Raw genomic sequence first — 21,894 nt, 5'->3', positions numbered from 1 at the left:
TAACTACACATCAATAAATTCGCCGTTAGCCAGTAAATAAAGCTGTTTCTTATTTATCGGCTGTTGCAAAATATCTGCTAATGCTTTGGCGTATAGGTTCAATTGACCACGATACTGATCCGTAATCTTAGCAATATCTGCGTCTGGATGCCCGGGATTAACAAAACTAGTTTTGTAATCAAATAAAACGGGTCCGACATCTGGGTCAATAAAGTACCCATCAATAATTCCGTGGACTAATAATTTTTGCTCGGCATCATTTTCAAACTCAGAGAAAAGCTGTCCCGCATTAATAATTAATGAAAACGGAACTTCTCGTTTTAAATTCTCTGGATAGAGTAAGATTCGTTTGCCTAAATCACTTTGATAGAATCTAACAATGGCTGCCACATTAATCTTAGGCGCCACTTCTTTCGTTAGCAATCCATCTGAAACAAAGCTATCGATTAAGTTTTGCACGGATTCTTCATCAATTCGTTCGTAAACGTTGACTTTAGCCAAGACAAAATGAGTCGCCGTTCCAATTTCACTGGCACTGGGTTCTTGTGCGGTTTGTAAAAATTTAGGCGTCGCAAACGAACCACTGTTGTAACGGGTTTGTTTAAGAACCTGGTTCGGCTGATCTACCAGGCTTCCCAGTTGAATGATGTCGGGGTCATCGAACTGACCCTTGATTTCAGACACCGACTGATAAGCAGTGGTTTTGGTAGCACTATCATATTGGTAATTAAAGTCTAAAATTTGCTTAATGAAATCCAAATCTGCACTACCAGTTTCAATTTCTGTTGCTGCAGTGGTCATTGTTTCATGTGAAACGTTTTTTTGTAAATCGGCATCACTAACAAACTTCACATCAAATTTAGCTGGATCAGTTTGCAATAGATGGTCGTTGGTTTCCGTTCCAAATTCTTCCATAAAGATGGGATGGCGAACCAAGGCCGTTCCAATCCAGTCCATAAAGTTGTGGGCTCCACTTCGCTCGGACTCTTTTAAAACCAATTCTGAACTTTGAATTCCCTTAGACCAATCATCTAATAGGGAAGTTTCCGCATCTTTTTGAGATTTATTTTTACTAATTCCCGTAATGATTAACTTCTGCTTAGCCCGCGTCAACGCTACATACAACTTTCGCATTTCCTCAGCTAGCATCCGCTTCTTGGCTAAATTACCAATTGCCCGATACTGTAGCGTTGGAATCTTCAAATGATGAATTTCATCCAAGCGTTGGATTCCAACCCCTAAATCGTCATCCAAAATGAAACTACTTTTTAGATCCATTTCATTAAAGCCGTGGGTCGCATCCATGACAAAGACTACCGGATATTCCAATCCCTTACTTCCGTGAATGGTTTTAACCGTCACTGCATCTGGATTACTTTCTACACTGGCTTCTGCCAGATCATCGTCTCGATTTTGTAGCCTCTTAATAAAGTTAACAAACGCAAACAGCCCTTTAAAACCATTGCGTTCGTATTCAGCGGCCCTTTGATAGAGCGCATGTAAATTTGCCTGCCGTTTCTTACCGGCTGGCATTCCCCCAATGTAATCTAAGAAGCCAGTTTGATCATAAATATACCAAATCAGTTCTGCTAAACTATGTTTCACGGCGTAGTCTCTAAAGGCGGTCAACTGGGTTAAGAAGAGATCCACTTTTTGTTTCACTACTTCACCAAAATCATTTTTAACCTCCGTGGCAGCATTAGCCTGAAAGTTCAGTACCGATTGGAAGTAGTTTCCCGTTTTTTGGTTAATCCGTAAGAAAGCCAGTTGGTTTTCATCCATTTGAATCATTGGTGAACGAAGAACCGCTACTAACGGAATATCTTGATAAGGATTATCAATGATTTGTAATAGCGACATCATGATTTGAACTTCCGTGGTTTTGAAATAACTCTCTGACCCATCGATTGCCACTGGAATTTTTTGCTCAGCAAAAATGTTTGAGATATCAAAATTATTCCGCTTTGTTGAAGCTAAAATAGCGATATCTGCAAACTGAATATCACGTGTTGTTTGCGCCTTTCGATCATAAATTTGATAATGATCATTTAAAAGTTGATTAATTCTGTTCGCAATCATTTTAATTTGTTGTTGCTCATTAGTAATGATTTCGCCAGCATTTTCACCATCATCTTTATAAATCATAATCTCAGTTTTAGTATCCAGCGATTCCGGGTAATCCTTGGCCCCAAACTGTAAGTGGGCATCGCCCGTATAGTCAATTTCTCCTAAAGCACTATTCATAATTTGTTCAAAAATTAAGTTAGTAAAATCATCCACATTTTTCACGGAACGAAAGTTGTCTGGTAACGTGATTCGCGTATTTTCAGCGCTCTTAGGATATTGATTATATTTAGCCATAAACATGCTAGGATCAGCTAACCGGAACCGGTAGATTGACTGTTTCACATCCCCCACCATGAACATGTTTTCCCGTTTCGGATTTTTAATGGTGGTTAAAATTGCATCCTGAAGGTGGTTATTATCTTGGTATTCATCCACCATAATTTCTGCAAAGTATTCTTGAAATTGCTCGCGAATGTTATTTCCGGTTTCACTATCGTCATTTAAAATATTTAACGCAAAGTGTTCAATGTCGATAAATTCATACGCATGTCTTTTTTGTTTTGCCGCTGTATATTTGGCAGAAAAAGCCGTCACGGTTTCCACTAGCTTTTGTACTAGTTTTTGCGCTGCTTCAATCGTGGCATAGTTATCTGCTTCGTTGGCGAAAAAGTAATCGCTAATTAAGGCCTTTAAATCATCTTTAGGTTGGTTTCTTCCCGCTGTGATTTCCTTTTTTACGACGGTTTGGGCCTCATCTAAGTCCTTTTTGGGAATACTTGGCATTCGAGCTCCAAACTTAAACTCCACAAACTTCGTCCGTAATTCATCCCAACTTAACTGGGTAGCAGCATCCTGGAGGTCTTTTAAATCATTAGCTTCACTTTGCACAAACTCATAAATCTTAATTAGACCAAATTTTTCTGCCTTTTGGGCCAGTTGTTCACTGGCATCAATTGCTTGTTGCAGGCGGTTTTGGATGTCGGGCAGTAAATACTGCTGATACAAATTACTGTTAGTCAAACTACCATCAATCTGATAAAAATTAACTAGTTGTGCTAACCACTCGGTCGGATTCTCATTAACGTTCGCAAAATCATACAGCTTAAACAGAATCTCGGTTAACCCATCATCATTTCGGTCACTAGAAAAGTTCCTCGTCAAGGCTTTAAAACTGCCGTCTTGGTCGTTTGCGTATAGGTCTTCTCTTAGTTCTGCCCACACCTGATCTCTGATAATTCCTAACTCACTCACGTCGGTTAGAATGCGAAAATCAGGATCTAAATCAATTACATAGTAGTATTTTTTGACCAACCACTGACAAAATGCATCCATCGTCTCAATGTGAGCAGAATTTAATTTTCGAATCTGTTTTAAAAAATATTGTTTCTTTTCGTCACTTTCGCTTTGATTAACGGCTTCTTTTAAGGCCGCATGAATTCGATCACGCATTTCTTTAGCAGCCGCATTCGTAAAGGTTACAATCAACATTTGATCAATATCAATTCCGGGGCGTTCTTCGAATCCAGCAACCTTCTGCATTACCCGTTCAGTTAAAACACTCGTTTTTCCGGAACCGGCCGATGCTGACACCAGCGCATTGCCGGGAAAATCAGTATAAATGGCTTGTCTTTGTCCCTCAGTCCATTCTCTTGCCATCTTTTTCCGCCTCCTTTCTTAAGTTTTCAAAGATATCGTCATCGGATAACTTATTAATTTCGCGATAATTATTTTCCTTTAGCATCGGATCAAACTGCATGATGGGTTTATAGGGCGAGTATTGAATCTGCGACCGATATCCATACTTAGCCGGGTGTAAATCAATGTCTCCGGCAAAAATTCTTTTCGCAGCAGCTTGAATCAAGTTTTCTGTGTGCATTAACATCCGCTGTAAGTTTTCTCGCGTAATCGTTTTACTATTCTTAGTTAACGTGCCATCTTTTTTAAATTTAAACGGATAAATTAAGTTGGCATCGCCATCCCCAATCTCATCCAATAAATCTGTGTCACTAACTAACAAGCCTTTATACTTATGTTCCTTCATTAAAGCTTGGTTAATTTGGGTTTCATCGTGCCAATTAACCACGTCTTTCGGTTTTAACAACGGATTAAAAATATGCAAATACAGTGCTCCCGCCAGTTCAGCTTGGCGCTCATCCGACAAGGCCTTGATGTTTTTCAAGACCGCATCTAAATAGGTCATCATTTGCATGGCCGTTCCGTCATAAATCTGGGCTAAATCAATGTCTTTATCACCCGATTTATAGTCAACAATGCCTAAATAATCGGTTCCTTTTACTTGCAAAGCATCAATTCGATCAATTCGCCCTTGAACATTGACTTGGTGCTGGTCATCCAGTTGAAACTGTAACGGTGCATAGGATTGCCCTGGTCCAAATGTCAGCTCCGTTTTCTGCGGCCGCATTTTAACGTGCTGTGATTGGCGATTGAGCGTCAATGCCATCTGTCGAATCGTATTTACCAGCTGATTAGTAATGTAACCCATTCGCTTAGAACTCTTTAAAATCTCATACTGATAATTAACATCTGCTTCGATTATTTTACTGGTAACCTCATCGACTAGGTCCGCAATATCTGAATCCGTTAACTCACCTAATTTTAATTGCTGTTGTTCTACTTCTTTGATCAACTTGTCTAAGGCTTCATGATAAAACTGACCCGTATTGGCAGGACTAATTTCAAACTCATCCCGTTCCCTTAACTTCAATCCATATTTTAAGAAGTATTCGTACGGATCTTGATAGAACTCTTCTAATTTAGAAATCGAAGTCGTTAAGTTGTTCCCGTATAAATCAGCGACAATTTCTGGCATCAATTCCACGGGTTGATTGCGATAGTTTAAACTGCCTAATAGATTTTTAACCAATGTTTGCAAGTACTGATCTGGATCATTTTCCAACGAATCCTGTACAAATTTCCAGGCCTCACTTAAAGCAACGCTCTGTTTCTTTGCATCTAAAGCCGCTTGAATTAAATATTTTAAAGTTGTTCGTTTAGATCCCACATAATTTTTCAAATCTTGTTCATAGTAGCGTGGTGTATCGCTAACCTTTTTTAGGGGCAACGCAAAGTGGTCCTGAATTCGTTTTACATAAGGTGAGATTTGTTTAATTTCACTATCACCAGTTCCCCCTAAATTATAGGAAAAATAAAGGTGGTCGCTAGCCGTCATAAACCGCAAATAATCTTCATAAGGTTCCCCGACCATTTGCAATTCACTAGTATCAACCAGATATTGGTCTAACTCTAAATGATCCGCCATTTGATCACGATCTGCATCATTAAACAGACTATTGTTATCAATTTTAGCTGGCATGTTTCGGTCATCTGCACCGATAATAAAGGTGATTTTTTTATCTGGCAGTTGGATTCGTCCAATTTCAGAAATCGCCACCTGATCTAAGGTTGAAGGAATCTGCGAATAAGTGGCTCCCGTAAACCCGGCCTTTAATAGTGAAAGAAAATCATCCATCACGAATTCATGCTCACCCAAGACAGTGACATAGTCGTCTAAAATACTACAAAATTGCGTCCAGACCTGTTCTGCTTGGCCCGCTTCTTGTAAATTACCGGCTTCAGTTGCTTGGCGCTGCCATTGTTCCAACTGCGCGGCAATTCCATTTTGTTCTAAAAATTGATACAAAATCAAAGCGGCGTCTTTTCCGGTTTGTGCCCGGTTCAATTTTCGATAAAACGACGGTAAAATTTGTTTCACAAAGTTTCGAATGACGTTAATTTGTGCAGAAATCTCCTGATTTTTATCAACGATTACTCCGGTTTCGTTATCAATAGCAGTCGCATACATCCAGTCCTCATCTTGAATCCAGCGTTTGCCGGTATATCCATTTTTGAGCACTAAATTCTCACAAAGGGCTAAATCTCTGCGAAATTCAGAAAGGGAAAGGTAGTTGTCATCAGCGTCTTTGGGGATTAGTAACTCAGTTTTTAACAACCGCATCATCGCATCGTAGCCGTAATTTTGCGCCCGATTAGGTCGATAGATGGAAAAAAGGGCATCCAATAGTTCAACTAAGGGATGGTTGTCCATCTGTTTTTGAATATCAGTAAAATAGGGAATTTTTTGCATAGAAAAAATAGGACCCACAATGTCTTGATATTGATCCAAATGCCGCGTCAATACGGAAAAATCAGAATAACGATACCCTTTTTGGGCCACCAACTGGCGAATTTTAATGGCCACCTGCATTAGCTCAGCAAATGGCGTGGTGGTTTCTGTAATTTCTAAAGCAACGTTTTCCCCCGTTGCTGGTACAATCGATTTGCCGACCTGGCTACTGGCAATCCAATAGTCTTCTAGCTCTTTTAATCCAGCATTAATCGCACGTGGCTCTGCAAACAAATCTTGATAAACCTTAGTCTTGCCTTGGGCATATTGATAAAGATAGTAATAAAGCTTACCTGATTGGTAGAAAAAATCTGATTCAGTTGGCATTTCCTGATCATACTTATGATCTAGGATAATATCCATGGTCACGTGTGATCTGATTATCAGCGTTTGAATAATCAACAATTCTTGGGCACTAAACTTTTCAAAATTACTAAAGTAAAAATGCATGTGGTCTAATTCGGCTGCATCCATTTCTAGTAAAACTTGGTTTAGAATTTCAAAACCGGCTGAGTTATAGAGATATTTCCCATCAGTTTGTTTCACAAACTCACGATAAATTAGGCTAATATCTTGAAACTTACTTCGAAGCTCCGGATTCAATTGATTCCCGGGTAATTCTGCCAAACGATCTAAATCATCTGGACTAATATTCCCCTGCTGTAGTTCCGAAATTTGTTGGGCCAGTTGCTGAATAAAGCCCACTTGTTTCCCTTCACCACGATAAATGGAGAGCAACTCTTCGTGGTCTTCAATAATTTGATAAATTATCATGTTAATCGCTGTTTGGGACAACTGGGGACGTTGGTAATCAGGACTTCCGTTCAAAAAATACCAAATTAGTCGCGAAAACGAAAAAATTTGAATTTGACTCTGGGCATAGGTTTCGTTGTGATTAGCGTTTAATTGCTTTAAAGTTGCCAATTCTGACTCAAACTTAACGTTGTTGGGCACAATATAAAAACCGGCTTCATGAGAAGCGCGCGAGTTATTTTGTTGTAGCAGATCAACAATCTTTTGAAAGTGATCGTCACTTGCTTTTCCCAGAATAAATTGAAGTGACATTGGTGCCTCCTATTCTTTATCTAATACGGCAATCGATTGGTTTTTATACCGATCTGTATTCACGGCTTCAGCAATTGTAGCTGCAACCGTTTGATAGCTAACTTGTCCTGCTGGAACTGGATTTCCTTCCTCAATCACCATGGGATTCCCACTCGGTTTGGAAACCATTTCTACGGGTCTAATGATGGTATAAGGCAACTCCTCTTCGTCAATTACTTTAATGGCATAGCGCTGCTGCCGCAGATATTCTGCCACATCACTAACTCCTGGATAAGGAAATGTACCCTCAACTTCGTTATCAATTCCGGCAGTCGATACCATGATAATTCGTTCCAATTTAATCTTTTGCGCACGCACCGCCGCAAAAAAAGCTTCCATGATTAAATCGGTATCCATGGGGCCCACAAATGAAACCAGCATCGCTAAATCAGATGGTAAATTGGCAAACGTATCCGTTTTCGTTAAATCACCCGCGTTAATTTCTACGATTTCATAGTTAGTTGCCAGGGTTGCTTTAGTAATTTCTTCTAAGTTGTTCTTTCCAATAAATACGATTTTTTTCATTCGATTCACCTCATTAATAGTTTTATTTTATCATTAATTAAATGATTTCTTAATTTAAGTAATTTTGTAAATAGCCAAATTTAAACTATGATACTATAGTAACCATAAAAGTTAATTAGGATTTAATCCCAGTTAAACAATTTGAAAGGATGATTTTTTATGAATAATCAACCAGAAATTTTAATGCAGTTTCCCTACATTAACCACCAACTAAATACCGCTCTAGACAAGAAACAAATTCTAGAAGATTTAAATCCCACGGTTACAAACGTTCGTAGTACTCCCCAATTTTCACTAGATCTTAGCAACGTTAATCCGTACCAATCCAACGCTTATACCGCAATTATTAGCTGCCAAGTTGGGACCGAAACGCTCACAAAAACTTTCCAAATTAACGTTAAAGACTACGATTACATTAATACACGCAACAACAATCAGACTAATAATCAAACTAACAATCAACCCAACTACCAACAGGCTCCCCAAAATAATTACCGCCAACCAGAAAATCCACCTAAGAAAAAATCAATTTTCAAACGGATTCTATTAATTCTTTTGGTGTTCATTTTGATTGTGTTAGGCTTCTCTGCTTGTTCCATCTATAACCAAAACAAAGAAACTCAGTCCCAAAATGCGGCGCAAAACCAACAAATTCGGACTGAGTTAGATGCCCTTAAAACTGCGCAAAAAACTTACCAAGAAGATCATGATAAACAAGAGCTGAACAACTCGCTTAGCCAAATCCAAAATCAAATTAACCAATTAGAACAAAATGAAGCAACCAATGCGCTAAATAGTCAAATTAATCAGATTAAGAATAATCCAAATGCGGACGTCGACAGTAAAATTAATGACTTAAAGGGCCAAATGTCTGACTACTCTAGTCAAACTCAATCAGTTCTGGATAGCATTAATACCACTCTAGATAAAATTAAAAGTAAGATTGGAATTAATTAGATATTTTTAGACAGCTTTTACGAGCTGTCTTTTTTATAAAATCTCGTATTTATTAATAACCATGAAAGGAGCTATTTATGAAAACGACACCAGCAACTAGATGTAATTGGGCGAACACCGATGATGAGCTCATGCTTGCATATCACGATTCCGAATGGGGAAAACCCAACCATGACAGCCAGCATTTATTTGAAATGTTGTCTTTAGAATTGATGCAAGCCGGCCTTAGTTGGAAGACTATTTTACACCGACGTTCTGGTTTTCAAGCGGCCTTTGCCAACTTTGATTATCACCAGGTTGCCAAAATGGAAGAACAAATTCCTAGCCTCTTAGAAAACCCAGCAATCATCCGGAACCGACGCAAAATCGATGCCATTATCAATAATGCCCAGGTGTTAGTAAATTTAGAACACCAGGGAAGCTCATTTAATGAATATTTGTGGAATTTTGTTGCAAATGAACCAATTGTTAATTCCGTTGTCACCGCAGCAGACGTCCCTAGTTCCACTGAATTAGCCAAAAAGATTAGTAAAAAAATGAAACAGGACGGCTTTAAATTTGCCGGTCCGGTCGTAGTTTATTCCTTGATGCAAGCCTGTGGAATGGTTAACGACCATTTAAATGATTGCATTGCCAAATAAAAAAAGTTTCCTCAAAATTGAGGAAACTTTTTTTATAGTAATGGTGATAATAAACGGCTGAAATGTTGTTTAAAATCCAACCAACGAGATTGTTCTTTAAAAAGCTTTTCGGTTTGAAGCACACTTTTTTGCACATTTTCTGCATGAATTTTTTCCATTTGCTGAGCCAGTTTTTGGTCATACACAAACGCATTACATTCAAAATTTAACTCAAAACTACGATAATCCAGGTTAGCCGAACCAATCGAGCAAATCTTACCATCCACTACCATCGTCTTAGAATGCATAAAACCATCTCCATAGGCATAAACCTTCACCCCATAGCGGGTTAGTTGGCGAGCGTAGTATTGAGTGGCTCGATAAACAAAGGCATGATCAGGCATATTGGGGGTAATAATCTCAATGTTAACCCCCGAAAAGGAGGCAATTTTTAAGGCATTTAGAACTGATTCATCCGGAATTAAATACGGCGTCGCAATTTTAATCGAATCTTGTGCCATCTCAATCAATTTGATGTAACCCATTTTAATCCGCTCAATCTGTGATTCTGGCCCACTAGAAACAATTTGCATAATCGCATGGCCGTTCGTTTTCATCTTAGGATAGTACTTTTCATCCTGGATGACATCATTAGGATTAACCTTAGAAGTAACATCGGTTCCGTTCCAATCTAGCAAAAAGCGGGACTGCAAACCGTAAACCCCTTCACCATGAATCCTAATCATGCAGTCTTTCCAGTTTCCAAACTTCTTTTTTCTGCCTAAATACTGATCACCAATGTTAAAACCACCGATGTAGCCGTACTGACCGTCGATAATTGCTAGCTTGTGGTGATCTCGAAAGTTAACCCGCATATCAATCAGGTTTAACTTATTATGTAAGAAAGGAAAAGCCCGACCACCTGCATCAATCAGCGGTTGAAAGAATTTCTGGTTCGTCCCGATGGAACCCCAAGCGTCGTAAATAACCCGAACATCAATTCCCGCCTGCGCTTTTTTTACCAAGACAGAGAGGATTTCTTTACCAATTTCATCCGCATAAAACGTGTAAAATTCCAAATTAATTGATTCTTGGGCATTTTCTAAGTCTAAGATTAACTGCTTAAAAAAAACATTCCCTTCTGTGAAGGTTTCAATCTCATTATGACTAAATAATGGTACTAAACCACTATTCATAAAGAGTTTAACCAGCCCCTGACTTTCGTTTACAATTCGATGATTAGGGTTAGCACTTTCCGCAAAGTTACCTAACTTTTTCTTTTGTTGGTTGATTCGATTACGAACCTGTTTTTTAGCACTTCCCGTTAGCCGTAGTAACTTACTCTTGGGCAACCGCCGACCAAAGAAGGCGTAAATTAAAAATCCCACAATGGGTAAAAAGATTAATACTAACAACCAGGCCCAGGTCGCCGCAATGTCTCGTTCCTGGCGAAAGACGGTAATTACCGCGAGGGCCGCGTTGATAAAAATAATTATATTAAAAATGGTAACCATGATTTCCATCGGATTTTTTCCTCCGTTCTTAATATAACTATCATACTATTTTTCCTTATAAAACAAAAAAGATGATGAAATAATCATCATCTTTTGCTTATGCTAATGAGTCCCAAGGATCCAATACTAATGGAGCTTGGTCTAAAATTTGCTTGGTTTCGGCATCTAAATATTGTTTCTTAATAACTACTTCATAGGTATAGTCATCCATCCATTGATCAGACATTACAAAGTAGCCTTTATCGCCGACTTTATCGCCCCAACTATTTTCGACCTTCCACTTAGTGGGTTGATTATTAATCAAATCAACTCCGGTAATCGTCATGGCATGAGAAACTTCGGCTTCGTGATATTGTAGTCGTTCTGCTTTGCTCATTTGCGTATTGATGCCAAACAAATCATCCTGTTTATACAAATCACTAGCTAAAACTCCATTTTGGCGATCTGATTGTTGTAAAACATCATTTCCAAACCAAATTGTTTCACCGGCTTGAATTTGTTTAATAGCGGCCTGTTTTAGCTTATCCATGCTAACGTTGACTAATTCGATGGATTTGCCCCCCTCAACGTTATTTTGGCTAGGAAGAGCGTAAATTTCGTTAAATTCCTTGTCAGGTGAATTACTTAAAACAACATATTCATCTAAATCAACTCCCAAATATTTATCATAAAATTCTTTTGGAGTTAGTCCTTGATCAAGGTGATATTGTTTTTTATCATCGCGATATTCTAAATCAAACTTTTCTGGCGGTAAGCCAACCGTTTCAGCGGTAATGCGATAGATTTCCGTTAAGAAATTATGCTTGGCAGACATGATTTCTTCGTCACTGGCCTGGTTAGCAATTAGTTCACGTAGTTGTAAGGCATCATGCCGCATTTTACGGTTAAGTAACATATCCAAATCATGGGTATTTTCGGTAACGGCCGTTTCGGGGAATGTTTCACGTGGAACAACGCCATATTTTTGCACTAATGCAGCTGCCATTGCCCATTGACCTCCGTCAGTCCCGGGTGAACTCAAATAAAATTCAACTTCTCGATCACTAGTAGGCTTGCCGGCTAAGGCAATCATCCGATCGTAAAAGATATTAGCCCGTTCAATTTTAACCCAGAAGAAAAGATAGCTTTGAGAAAACTCAAAATCCTTCACATGATATTGGTTCGCAAATTGATGCTTAAGCGTATTTAAGATGGAAAATAACCAACATCTTCCACTTTGTTTTTGGTTAGAAACGGCACCAGTTTGAATTTCATCTGAAAAAGTGCGGTTTAACTTGGCAAAAACTTGTTGATTCTTAGCCGTTTTATTAATTCCATTACTAGCAATTGCATTTGCCAGCACTTGTCCTTGTGGTTGGCTTAAAAAAGCAGCCTTCATGGCTTGTAAATCTTCTTGCTTTAATGGTTCGTAGTATTCTGTCATAGTTTTCCATCCTTTCTTTATCATTCATCATAATAAAAAAGTAGCGTATCTGCACGAGATAGCTACTTTTAATTTATTCTAATAATCGCGATCATTAACGTTTGCTCGTTTTTGCTCTGTAGTGCTCCATGGGAACGTCTTAACCACTCCGACAATGTGGTCTTTTGGAACAAATCCCCAGTAACGACTATCGTTGGAGACACTTCGATGGTCACCCATTACAAAGTATTGTCCGGCGGGAACTTTAACCGCTCCCTTATTCTTAGGCCAAGTATTGGAAAGTGAAGTTAAATTCCAATTACCTGGTTGCATGCTATATTCTGAACCAGAAGTTTGTTGTTCTTTATTGATATAGCTCTGGTCAATCTTTTTATTGTTAACGTAGATTGCCCCATTTTTAAAGGCCACCGTATCACCAGGTAAGGCAATTATCCGCTTTACGTAATCCGTACCAGAACTGCCGGTTAGTTTTTGCATAAAACCATCATTTTTGGCGGCCTGAGGATCAATTCCCGCGGCATTAAATACAACTACACTACCGTGTTTAAGCTGCGATTGTCGCCAAACCATAATTCGTTCGTTATTAATCAAGTTGGGTTCCATAGAAGGACCATCAACTCGGGCTAAGGTGAAAAGATACTGTCTAACTAGTAAAGCTACTAATAGACCAACTAAGATGGGAATTACCCATCCTAGGATACTTTTTAAAGTCTTCATTGTTTTTCTCCTAAAAATTATAAATCACTCTAATTTTAACACTTATGGAGATTTCGCTGTAGGAAGTTGGCTTTTTGTTTCAAAACCGTTTCGTTCATAAAATCGGCGGGGCCGTGAGTGGCAGCTTCTAAAATGTGCATCTCCACTTGGTCCTTGCCAATCCATTTGGTAACTTCTGCCGCCAGATTAATGGTTTGAATGTACGGAACCACTCGATCTTTTTTGCCAGCATAAAATAAACAGGGAACCATCTCATCCGTTAGATAAGTTTCCGGGTTAGCCTGCGCATTCAATTCTGGAACATCAACCGGTCGCTGTTTTTTCAACATCATTCCTTCAAATGAATCGAAGGCGCCGGTTTCTTTAAATTTAGGGGTTTGTTGTAAAACCTCAAACTGCGGTTTCATCATCGCTAAGTCGTAGGGACCATACGAGGCAATCACCCCATTAACCTGGTTAGAATATTCTAAATTGCCCCCAAAGTCACTGCGGAGTTTTCCCTGCAATTCAGAAGTAGCCACAAGCATTGCTAATTGGGCTCCCGATGATTCTCCCATTAAAAAGATATTTTGCGCGTCTAAATGATATTTTTCAGCGTGCGCTCGAACAAACCGAATTACTGCTTTAAGTTCGTACACGGGCTGTGGAAAGGCCGCCATATAACTTAACGAGTAGTTAGGACTAATTACGGCATACCCTTTTTTTAGCAGCTTTAATGCTCCATTTAGTTTATGGGAGCTTTTTTGCCCAAAATACATTCCCCCACCGTGAATATCAATAATTACCGGATAACTAGCTTGGGGTTGATTAGGAAGATAGATATCTAAATAATTTCTTGCTCCAGTTGCGTACTGGATGTCTAAAAATGATCGTTCAATTCCCGCCGTTTGTGCCGGAATAAAGTTCGGTTCTCGTTCGATAAATTTCATTATTAAACCTCTTAATTGAATATGTAAAAAAAAGATGCCCAAGGCATCTTTTTCAATTATATCTAACTAGTTAAGTTTAGCAACCCAACGATCTAAACCGGCAAAGTTTTTGTAACGTAACCAAGTATAGCCATCAACTTGCTTAGTTCCGTTAAATCTAACTGTGTAACCAGGTTCTAATTCACCAGTAACGCCACTGTTTAAACCAGCGTTGTCACGAACATTTTGGGTCCAGCCCATTGTGTATTCACCACTATCGTTAGTAGTGTCACCATTATCTGCTGCAGGTTCATTTGATGGAGCAGGTTGTTGTGCAGGTGCACTTGGTGTTTGTACTGGAGTTCCATTTACATCAGCAATCCAAAGGTCTTGACCTGAGAAACCTTGGTAATGTAACCAAGTGTAACCGTCAGCTTCTTTAGCACCATCGTATTTAATTGTGTAACCAGGTTCTAATTCACCAGTAACACCGGCACTTAAACTAGCATTGTCACGAACATTTTGTACCCAAGTAGTAGTGTACTCACCGCTAATGTGGTTATCATTGTTAGCAGCTGGTTCATTGTGTTGTTCTGGTTGTGCAGGTTGTTCACTTGGTTGAGCTGGTTGTTCATTTGGTTGTTGAGTTTGAGCTGGTTGGTTTAATGGTCTTAAACTAACGTTTGCATCAACGTTCATACCATCTCGATTACTAGTGTATTGCCAAATTAATAGACCTTGTTGGTTTGGCATTGCTGAAATGTAATCTTTACCATCAGCAGTGTAACTAGCAATCCAAAGTGAATCTGGATGAGCATTGTTAATTGCTTGGTTATCTAAATGAGCATCAAAGAAATTAGAGTTTGTGTAAAGTAATGGTTGGTATCCAGCATTTTTAACTGTATCCATGTAACTAATTACGGCATTAGTATTTTGTTGAACATCACCACTTACTTCGCCTGCTGTTTCGTAATCACTTGCAAGGTATGAACCAGTAGGAACTCCTAATTCGTTAGCTTTTTGAATTGAGTAGTTAGCTTCGTTTTGTGCTTGGTTTACATCGGCACCGTAGTGGTTGTAGCTGTAAGCAGCAACCGTTTTGTTATTATCCTTAGCTGATTGAATTTGTGCACCAGCATTAGGGTTTTCGTAGTTAGTTCCTTCAGTAAGTTTTACTGAAACGAATTGAGAACCATCTTGAACGTATTTTGATACGTCTGAATCTTGGTAACTGGCAACATCAACACCAGTTTGAGTGCCTTCAACGTTTCTTAACAAGTCACCACTATTGTTAGGAGTGTTGTTAGCAGTTTGACCATTTATATCAGCAATCCAATTGTCTTGGTTATTTTCGTTGTAGTGAAGCCACTTAAAATTATCTTTTACTTGAGCACCATTATAGCTAATAGTTTTACCACCATCGGCACCACCAGTAACGTTAGAATCAAGTCCCGCGTTATCACGAACATTTTGATACCAAGGAGTAGTATAATTACCAGTTTCACTAGCTAAAGTGTCATTTCCAGCTGCTTGAGCTGTTTGATTTGGTTGTGCAGGTGCATCATCGGCACTAACTGGGTTTACCATTCCAAATGATAAGACAGCAGCACTAGTAACTACTGTTCCCATAGCAACCTTTAACCAGCCACGCTTAGATTTAACTAATTTAGCACGTTGTTTCACTTCTCCGGTTTGTTCAACCATTTCATTGTAACTTTTAGCAATTTTACGCATATAATATAACCTTTCAGATAAAAATTATTACTTAGATATATTGGTATCTTAACATATTTTTAATAATTTAAACTCAAGAAAGTGAAATTTTTAACCAATTTACTAGAATTTTATTAAACTTTTCTGGTTGTTCCCCCATCACTAAGTGACCAGCTTCACTAACTACAGCACTTTCAACTTGGTCAGATAAATTCTCCATTACTTTTCTAAATTCCGGATTAAAGTACGGTGATTTTTCGCCACAAACCACCAATAAGGGACAATTTAAATTAGCAATTAAACTGCGCCAATCTTGAACTGCATGATCAACTAACAACGGAAAGTTAAGTTCGGCATCGTAAGGCGCTTCATTTTTTATCTCTTGTAATTTTTCAAACAATTTATTGTCAAAATTATGGTAGGTAGCTTTGCCAAAAGGTTGGTGTAATGTGGCATGAAAATCAGACCACGTAATGTCCTTAAACCCATATTTCCAATTATTATCATTAATCATCTTGGGACTTTGATCCACGTCAACAATTCCCGCAACGTTTTGATCCCCAAATAAAGAAACGTACGCAAACATGGTGGACGCTCCCATTGAATTTCCCATTAAAATGGGTTTGGTAATGTTTAAATTTTGCAATAGCTCCCGTAAGTCCATCGCGTGCTTAGAAATCCGCAAACCTTTGTTAGTGTGTTCTGACTGTCCCTGATTTCTAGCATCCACGTTAATTACACGATAACCGTTTGCAACTAAAACATCGATAGTCGCTTCCCAATATTCCTTATAGGCCCCGATTCCAGATAGAATGGCCACGGTCTGTTGGTTTTCTGCGCCAAAATCATCATAATCTAACTCAACGCGATCTGATGTGTAAAATTTCATCTTGATACTCCTTTTAATCTAAATATTACCCATTATAGTACAAAAAAATCATGCCTTTTAGACATGATTTTTTATTATTTAACTTTTGCAATCTTACCTTGTTGAACGTAAACACTTAAAATGGCGATATCAGAAGGATTTACCCCACTAATTCTTGAAGCTTGCGCAATTGTTTCAGGTTGAATTTGTTTCAACTTTTGTTTACCTTCCGTAGCAATTCCGTCGATGGCATCGTAATCAATGTGAGCGGGAATCTTCTTCGATTCCATCTTCTTCAACTTAGCCACCCGTTCCTGTTCCTTCTTGATGTAGCCCGCATACTTGGTTTGGACCACTACCAATTCAATTACTCGAGCATCTAATTGTTTTTCTGGGGCTGGAATAAATTGTAGTAGTTTTTGGTAATCAACGTATGGACGTCGTAAAAATTGGGCCGCAATAATCCCATCTTTAAGCGGTTTATCGCCAAATGATTCAACGAATTCGTTGATTGCCGCACTCGGTTTAATCCGAATTTCTTCTAAACGTTTAATTTCAGCTTCAATATCCGCCTTTTTTTCCAAGAAAGCTTGGTAACGCTCATCTGAAATTAATCCAATTTCATGACCAATCGGCGTTAGTCGCATATCCGCGTTATCATTTCTAAGCAATAAGCGGTATTCTGCCCGACTAGTTAATAAACGATAGGGTTCGTTAGTTCCCTTAGTTACCAAGTCATCCAACAACACTCCGATATATGCATCCGAACGTTTTAGGATAATTGGATCCTTACCTTGAACCAAACGGGCCGCATTAATTCCGGCAATTAAACCTTGCCCTGCCGCTTCTTCATACCCGGAAGTTCCATTAGTTTGTCCAGCGGTAAATAGGCCGGAAATCACCTTACTTTCCATGCTAGGTTTCATTTGTTCTGGCGGAATCATATCGTATTCAATCGCATAACCCGGACGCATCATTTTCGCATTTTCCAAACCTTCAATGGATTGGAGCATTTCTTGTTGCAACTCTTCGGGCATGGAGTTCGACATTCCGTCGACGTACCATTCATCGTTTCCTCGACCTTCTGGTTCTAAAAAGACTTGGTGCCGGTCTTTATCAGCAAACCGCATTACTTTATCTTCAATTGAAGGACAGTAACGTGGACCAATTCCATCAATAACCCCATTGAATAGTGGAGAACGATCTAGATTGTCGCGAATAATTTGATGAGTATTCGGATTCGTATAAGTTAGCCAACAAGATACTTGGTCTTTTAAGGATAAATAATCCGTGTAGGGCGTCGTAAAACTGAAGTGATGCGGAGTTTCATCTCCTGGTTGTTCTTCCAGATTGGTGAAATCAATGGTATTTCCGTTTACTCGGGGTGGCGTACCGGTCTTAAATCTTTCCAGTTTAAAGCCATTTTTTTCTAGATTTTCTGAAAGTTTAATGGCTGGAAGTGAATTGTTGGGACCTGATGAATAACGAAGTTCCCCAATGTAAATTTGACCACGCGCAGAAGTTCCCGTAGCCAATACCACCGTTTTAGCATGGTAAATGGCTCCGGTGTTAGTAATAACTCCCTTGGCTTGTCCATCTTCGACCACTAGATCATCAACGATTGCTTGGCGCAGCGTTAAATTAGGTTCTTTTTCGATTGTGTTCTTCATTTCTAAGTGATAAGCATGCTTATCGGCTTGGGCTCGTAATGCTTGCACGGCTGGACCCTTACCGGTGTTTAAAAGCCGCATTTGAATATAGGTTTTATCAATGTTTTTACCCATTTCTCCACCTAAGGCATCGATTTCACGGACCACCGTTCCCTTAGCCGGTCCACCTAGAGATGGATTACATGGCATAAAGGCCACCATTTCCAAACTAATTGTCAAAAGTAAGGTTTTTTGTCCCATTCTAGCAGCAGCCAAAGCAGCTTCACTACCGGCATGTCCGGCACCCACTACTACGACATCAAAGTCACCAGCATCATAAGTATGCTTAACTTCGGTTGTTTTTAAAACTTTTTTATTATTATCTGTCATTGTTTTCTCCAAATGTTTCATGTGAAACAACTTTTACTTCCCAATACAAAATTGATCAAAGAGTTGATCCATTAATTCATCGTCATAACTATCACCCGTGATTTCGCCTAGAAAATCCCAGGCACTTTGTAAATCAATTTGGGCAATATCAACCGGCAAGCCATTTTCAACCCCGTTAATTACGGTTTGCATGGCATCTGACGCTTGTTGCAAAAGGCTGATATGGCGGGCATTCGTAACCATTACGTTGTTTTGTGTACTTGCAATTCCCTTTTTAAAGAATAACTCTGAAATAGCGGTCTCTAAATCCTTAGTCCCGGAAAAAGTCATGGCGGAAGTCTTAATTGATTCTTGAATTTGATACTTTTCTTTTAATTGCGCTAAATCAATTTTAGCGGGTAAATCAGTCTTATTTAACAAGACAATTCGTTTGCTACCTTGCGTTAATTCCAACAATTCCCGGTCTTCATCCGTTAATTGCTCACTAGAATTTAAAACCAAGAGAACCAAATCTGCCTTAGCAATTGCTGCTCGAGAACGATCCACCCCGATTTTTTCCACTTTATCAGTAGTATCGCGAATTCCCGCGGTATCAATTAAATGCAACGGAACTCCGGCAACGTTAACGTATTCATCCAAAACGTCTCTGGTAGTTCCGGGGACATCCGTAACAATTGCCTTTTCTTCGTGTAACAACTTGTTTAACAAACTCGATTTTCCAACGTTAGGACGGCCCACGATTACCGTGTTTAGCCCATCTCGTAAAACCTTTCCTTGCTGTGCGGTTGCTAATAAATCTTCAATCTCCGCTTTCACTTTAATTGAGCGTTCTAACAGCATCTTCGAGGTAACCTCTTCGGCTCCATCGTACTCTGGATAATCAATGTTAACTTCGACGTTCGCTAAGGTATCCACTAACGTTTGTCGCATTTTTCTAATTTTAGCTGATAAGCTTCCATCTAACTGGTTTAACGCAACTTTTCGTGCCTCATCAGTCTTAGCATCGATTAAATCCATAACCGCTTCTGATTGAGATAGATCAATTCGTCCGTTTAAAAAGGCCCGTTTGGTAAATTCACCGGGTTCTGCCATTCGAGCACCATTTCTTAAAATTAACTGCAAAACCCGGTTGGTAACTTGGATTCCACCATGACAATTAATTTCAATAATATCTTCTTTGGTATACGTTTTAGGTGCTCTCATCACCGAAACCATCACTTCATCGATTCTCGTATCGTCCTGATTAGGATCAATAATGTGTCCGTAGTTAATGGTATCCGTTGCAACTTGACTCAAATCTTTACCACGATAAATTTTTTCTGCAATTGTTAGTGCATCACTTCCACTAATTCGTACAATTGAAATCCCACCAACCCCTGGGGCCGTTGAAATTGCCGCAATTGTATCGTAGTCAGTTGTTATTAATGGCATGGCTTTTCCTTTCTTTTTTTCGCATAAAAAAAGTACCCACCCCTCGCATTCAAAAAATCCGAGGACAAAGTACTTTCACTACTTTATCAATTTAATTTATGCTCCTAATCTTAATTAGAAACCGGTCATTTGTCAATTTATAACTATCGTGGCGCAATTACGACTTCCCGGTTGGGTTCATTTCCAACTGAATAAGTTAAGACGTTAGCATCGTCTTCAATTGCCATATGAACCTGTTTTCTTTCAAAGGCAGGCATGGCATCTAAATGAACCGGTTTGCCGATGTTTTCCACGTCCTTAGCAGTACGTTTAGCTAAACTAGCTAGAACTCTTTGGCGGCGCTCACGATAATTAGCTGTATCTAAAATCACCTCAACGTAGTTTACGCCGTGGTTGGTTAAGAAAAATTCGCAAAGTTGTTGTAAAGCATTGATAGTGCGCCCGTGTTTTCCGATTAGCAAACCTTCTTTTTCGGTCCGACAATCAATGTACACGCGTTTGTTATTGGGCATATCTACTTCAAGAGTGGCATCGATTCCCATTTCTTCAAGCACTTCTTGAAGGTATTTTGCCAGTTCTTTAACTACGGCAAAGTTACGTTCAAAGCGATCTTCTGCCAACTTTTTTTGTGCAGCTTGATCAATTTCTGGTTGTACTGGTTGAGCCTTAGGGGTTGCTTCCGTTTTTTCGGAAGTTGTTTTTCGTTGTTTCGCCACGATAATTTCAACTTCGGCTTCTTTTTTAAAGAAACCGAAAAATCCATTACTTCCGGGATTAATTGTTTTAATTTTGACGTCTTTTTTATCTAAATTTAAGTCTTTTAGTCCGTTTTGAATCGCTGTCTCTAGATTATGTCCGTGGTATTTTGGCATCTTGTTTGAATCTCCTAATTAAATTACTGTCGTTGCTAGCATAGCACAACTTTACCAACTAAAAAACGATAATTTAAGTAGTTATAAATAAATTTAATTTTTAATTAAACAAAACAAAAACCGGCCTCGAATTAACGATGACCGGTTAGCTTTATTTATTTCTTTTTGTGACTCTTTTTCGCTTTGCGAATTGCCTTTTCAACGGCACGTTCCCGTTGTTTTTGGGCTTGTTTCTTTTCTGCTCTTTCACGTGCCATCTTCCAAGGATTTTGAATAATCAAAGTTTGCACTACTTGGAAGGCATTGGTAATTACCCAGTATAGTGACAACGCTGACGGAACGCTTAAGGCCGTAAATAAAATTACGACGGGCATAATTACCGTCATTGACATCGTCATTCCGTTGGTTTCTGGTTGTGATTTCATTGCCAACCATGAACTTAGGAAGGTAAATAATGCGGCTAGAATTGGTAAAACAAAGTATGGGTCTTTACTACCCAGTTGCAACCAGAGAAATTCTCCGGTTTTTAATTCTTGGGTCCGCCAAATTGCTTGGTAGAGGGCAAAAATAACTGGAAGTTGAACAATCATTGGCAACATACTTGCCATCGGATGAACACCGGCTTCTTTATAAAGCGCTTTTTGTTCAGCCTGAAGTTTCATCATTGTATCAGTGTCTCTAGATGAGTACTTCTTTTGAATTGCCTTTAGTTGTGGTTGAAGTTCAGCCATTTCCTTCATGTTTTTGGTTTGGTAAATCATCAACGGTAAAATAATTACCCGGATAATAATGGTAAAGATGATAATTCCAATTCCATAATCATGACCAAACGTATTTGATAACCAAATAATCGCTCTTGAGAAATTGTAAACAATTAAACCATCCCAAATTCCAGTACTGTGACTAGTGATGGGAGCATTACTACAGGCAGTTAGTACAAATACCAGACTAAGCACCGATAAAACGGTCGCAATCTTTTTGAACTTTTTCAT

General features: G+C 38.9%; 15 protein-coding genes. 2 read left to right on the top strand and 13 right to left on the bottom strand.

Translation table 11 applies throughout. The annotated features are described in order from the left end of the window. Positions 1-3: 3 nt before the first annotated feature. From addA to R4B61_RS02370, 3 genes are read right to left on the bottom strand one after another with little or no spacing between them, the layout of a single operon-like run. Complete coding sequence (addA, locus tag R4B61_RS02380) at positions 4-3,723, bottom strand: helicase-exonuclease AddAB subunit AddA (protein WP_413628045.1); 3,720 nt, start codon at positions 3,721-3,723, stop codon at positions 4-6. Beyond that, positions 3,704-7,276 carry a PD-(D/E)XK nuclease family protein gene (locus tag R4B61_RS02375; protein ID WP_413628044.1) on the bottom strand — a complete coding sequence of 1,191 codons (3,573 nt, stop codon included), beginning with the start codon at positions 7,274-7,276 and terminating at the stop codon, positions 3,704-3,706. Before R4B61_RS02375 ends, addA begins: the two co-directional genes overlap by 20 nt. Before the next feature lie 9 nt (positions 7,277-7,285). Then, positions 7,286-7,840, bottom strand: coding sequence for an NAD(P)-binding oxidoreductase (locus R4B61_RS02370; RefSeq protein ID WP_413628043.1), 555 nt, complete (start codon positions 7,838-7,840; stop codon positions 7,286-7,288). Positions 7,841-7,999: 159 nt separating this feature from the next. Here R4B61_RS02370 and R4B61_RS02365 point away from each other — a divergent pair, with 159 nt between their 5' ends. Further along, entirely contained in the window at positions 8,000-8,797 is a 798-nt protein-coding gene (locus R4B61_RS02365) for a hypothetical protein (protein WP_413628042.1), read from the top strand. Between the two features lie 77 nt (positions 8,798-8,874). Then, the gene (locus tag R4B61_RS02360) at positions 8,875-9,438 is read left to right on the top strand and encodes a DNA-3-methyladenine glycosylase I (RefSeq protein WP_413628041.1); all 564 of its coding nucleotides are present in this window, start codon (positions 8,875-8,877) and stop codon (positions 9,436-9,438) included. A 32-nt stretch (positions 9,439-9,470) separates the two neighbouring features. On the opposite strand, the gene cls is transcribed toward R4B61_RS02360, so the two are convergent. From cls to yidC, 10 genes are all read right to left on the bottom strand, one after another. Further along, the gene (gene cls, locus R4B61_RS02355) at positions 9,471-10,940 is read right to left on the bottom strand and encodes a cardiolipin synthase (protein ID WP_413628040.1); all 1,470 of its coding nucleotides are present in this window, start codon (positions 10,938-10,940) and stop codon (positions 9,471-9,473) included. An 88-nt stretch (positions 10,941-11,028) separates the two neighbouring features. Next, on the bottom strand, positions 11,029-12,354 hold the full coding sequence (locus R4B61_RS02350; RefSeq protein ID WP_413628039.1) for a C1 family peptidase: 1,326 nt from the start codon (positions 12,352-12,354) through the stop codon (positions 11,029-11,031). Positions 12,355-12,432: 78 nt separating this feature from the next. Beyond that, a complete protein-coding gene (gene lepB / locus R4B61_RS02345) occupies positions 12,433-13,071 on the bottom strand; it encodes a signal peptidase I (protein ID WP_413628038.1) in 639 nt (212 codons plus the stop codon). Between the two features lie 35 nt (positions 13,072-13,106). After that, positions 13,107-14,000, bottom strand: coding sequence for an alpha/beta hydrolase fold domain-containing protein (locus R4B61_RS02340; protein ID WP_413628037.1), 894 nt, complete (start codon positions 13,998-14,000; stop codon positions 13,107-13,109). Between the two features lie 66 nt (positions 14,001-14,066). Further along, on the bottom strand, positions 14,067-15,713 hold the full coding sequence (locus R4B61_RS02335; RefSeq protein WP_413628036.1) for a GH25 family lysozyme: 1,647 nt from the start codon (positions 15,711-15,713) through the stop codon (positions 14,067-14,069). Between the two features lie 73 nt (positions 15,714-15,786). After that, entirely contained in the window at positions 15,787-16,581 is a 795-nt protein-coding gene (locus tag R4B61_RS02330) for an alpha/beta fold hydrolase (protein ID WP_413628035.1), read from the bottom strand. A gap of 74 nt (positions 16,582-16,655) precedes the next feature. Next, positions 16,656-18,599 (bottom strand): tRNA uridine-5-carboxymethylaminomethyl(34) synthesis enzyme MnmG, encoded by a 1,944-nt coding sequence (gene mnmG / locus R4B61_RS02325; protein WP_413628034.1) that lies wholly within the window; start codon positions 18,597-18,599, stop codon positions 16,656-16,658. Positions 18,600-18,632: 33 nt separating this feature from the next. After that, the gene (gene mnmE, locus R4B61_RS02320) at positions 18,633-20,030 is read right to left on the bottom strand and encodes a tRNA uridine-5-carboxymethylaminomethyl(34) synthesis GTPase MnmE (protein WP_413628033.1); all 1,398 of its coding nucleotides are present in this window, start codon (positions 20,028-20,030) and stop codon (positions 18,633-18,635) included. A 143-nt stretch (positions 20,031-20,173) separates the two neighbouring features. Further along, positions 20,174-20,902, bottom strand: coding sequence for an RNA-binding cell elongation regulator Jag/EloR (jag, locus tag R4B61_RS02315; protein ID WP_413628032.1), 729 nt, complete (start codon positions 20,900-20,902; stop codon positions 20,174-20,176). 155 nt (positions 20,903-21,057) lie between these two features. Beyond that, on the bottom strand, positions 21,058-21,894 hold the full coding sequence (gene yidC, locus R4B61_RS02310) for a membrane protein insertase YidC (protein WP_413628031.1): 837 nt from the start codon (positions 21,892-21,894) through the stop codon (positions 21,058-21,060).

The organism is Fructilactobacillus vespulae, from assembly GCF_047324295.1.
In the GTDB taxonomy this organism is placed as follows: Bacteria; Bacillota; Bacilli; order Lactobacillales; family Lactobacillaceae; genus Fructilactobacillus; species Fructilactobacillus vespulae.
The sequence above is the reverse complement of the archived record's forward strand: the minus strand, read 5'-3'. Positions and strand labels throughout refer to the sequence as shown.

What these genes read in the sequence shown, in the direction of transcription:
- addA (WP_413628045.1), bottom strand. Translation starts at nt 3,723, where the DNA reads ATGGCAAGAGAATGGACTGAGGGACAAAGACAAGCCATTTATACTGAT.
- R4B61_RS02375 (WP_413628044.1), bottom strand. Translation starts at nt 7,276, where the DNA reads ATGTCACTTCAATTTATTCTGGGAAAAGCAAGTGACGATCACTTTCAA.
- R4B61_RS02370 (WP_413628043.1), bottom strand. Translation starts at nt 7,840, where the DNA reads ATGAAAAAAATCGTATTTATTGGAAAGAACAACTTAGAAGAAATTACT.
- R4B61_RS02365 (WP_413628042.1), top strand. Translation starts at nt 8,000, where the DNA reads ATGAATAATCAACCAGAAATTTTAATGCAGTTTCCCTACATTAACCAC.
- R4B61_RS02360 (WP_413628041.1), top strand. Translation starts at nt 8,875, where the DNA reads ATGAAAACGACACCAGCAACTAGATGTAATTGGGCGAACACCGATGAT.
- cls (WP_413628040.1), bottom strand. Translation starts at nt 10,940, where the DNA reads ATGGAAATCATGGTTACCATTTTTAATATAATTATTTTTATCAACGCG.
- R4B61_RS02350 (WP_413628039.1), bottom strand. Translation starts at nt 12,354, where the DNA reads ATGACAGAATACTACGAACCATTAAAGCAAGAAGATTTACAAGCCATG.
- lepB (WP_413628038.1), bottom strand. Translation starts at nt 13,071, where the DNA reads ATGAAGACTTTAAAAAGTATCCTAGGATGGGTAATTCCCATCTTAGTT.
- R4B61_RS02340 (WP_413628037.1), bottom strand. Translation starts at nt 14,000, where the DNA reads ATGAAATTTATCGAACGAGAACCGAACTTTATTCCGGCACAAACGGCG.
- R4B61_RS02335 (WP_413628036.1), bottom strand. Translation starts at nt 15,713, where the DNA reads ATGCGTAAAATTGCTAAAAGTTACAATGAAATGGTTGAACAAACCGGA.
- R4B61_RS02330 (WP_413628035.1), bottom strand. Translation starts at nt 16,581, where the DNA reads ATGAAATTTTACACATCAGATCGCGTTGAGTTAGATTATGATGATTTT.
- mnmG (WP_413628034.1), bottom strand. Translation starts at nt 18,599, where the DNA reads ATGACAGATAATAATAAAAAAGTTTTAAAAACAACCGAAGTTAAGCAT.
- mnmE (WP_413628033.1), bottom strand. Translation starts at nt 20,030, where the DNA reads ATGCCATTAATAACAACTGACTACGATACAATTGCGGCAATTTCAACG.
- jag (WP_413628032.1), bottom strand. Translation starts at nt 20,902, where the DNA reads ATGCCAAAATACCACGGACATAATCTAGAGACAGCGATTCAAAACGGA.
- yidC (WP_413628031.1), bottom strand. Translation starts at nt 21,894, where the DNA reads ATGAAAAAGTTCAAAAAGATTGCGACCGTTTTATCGGTGCTTAGTCTG.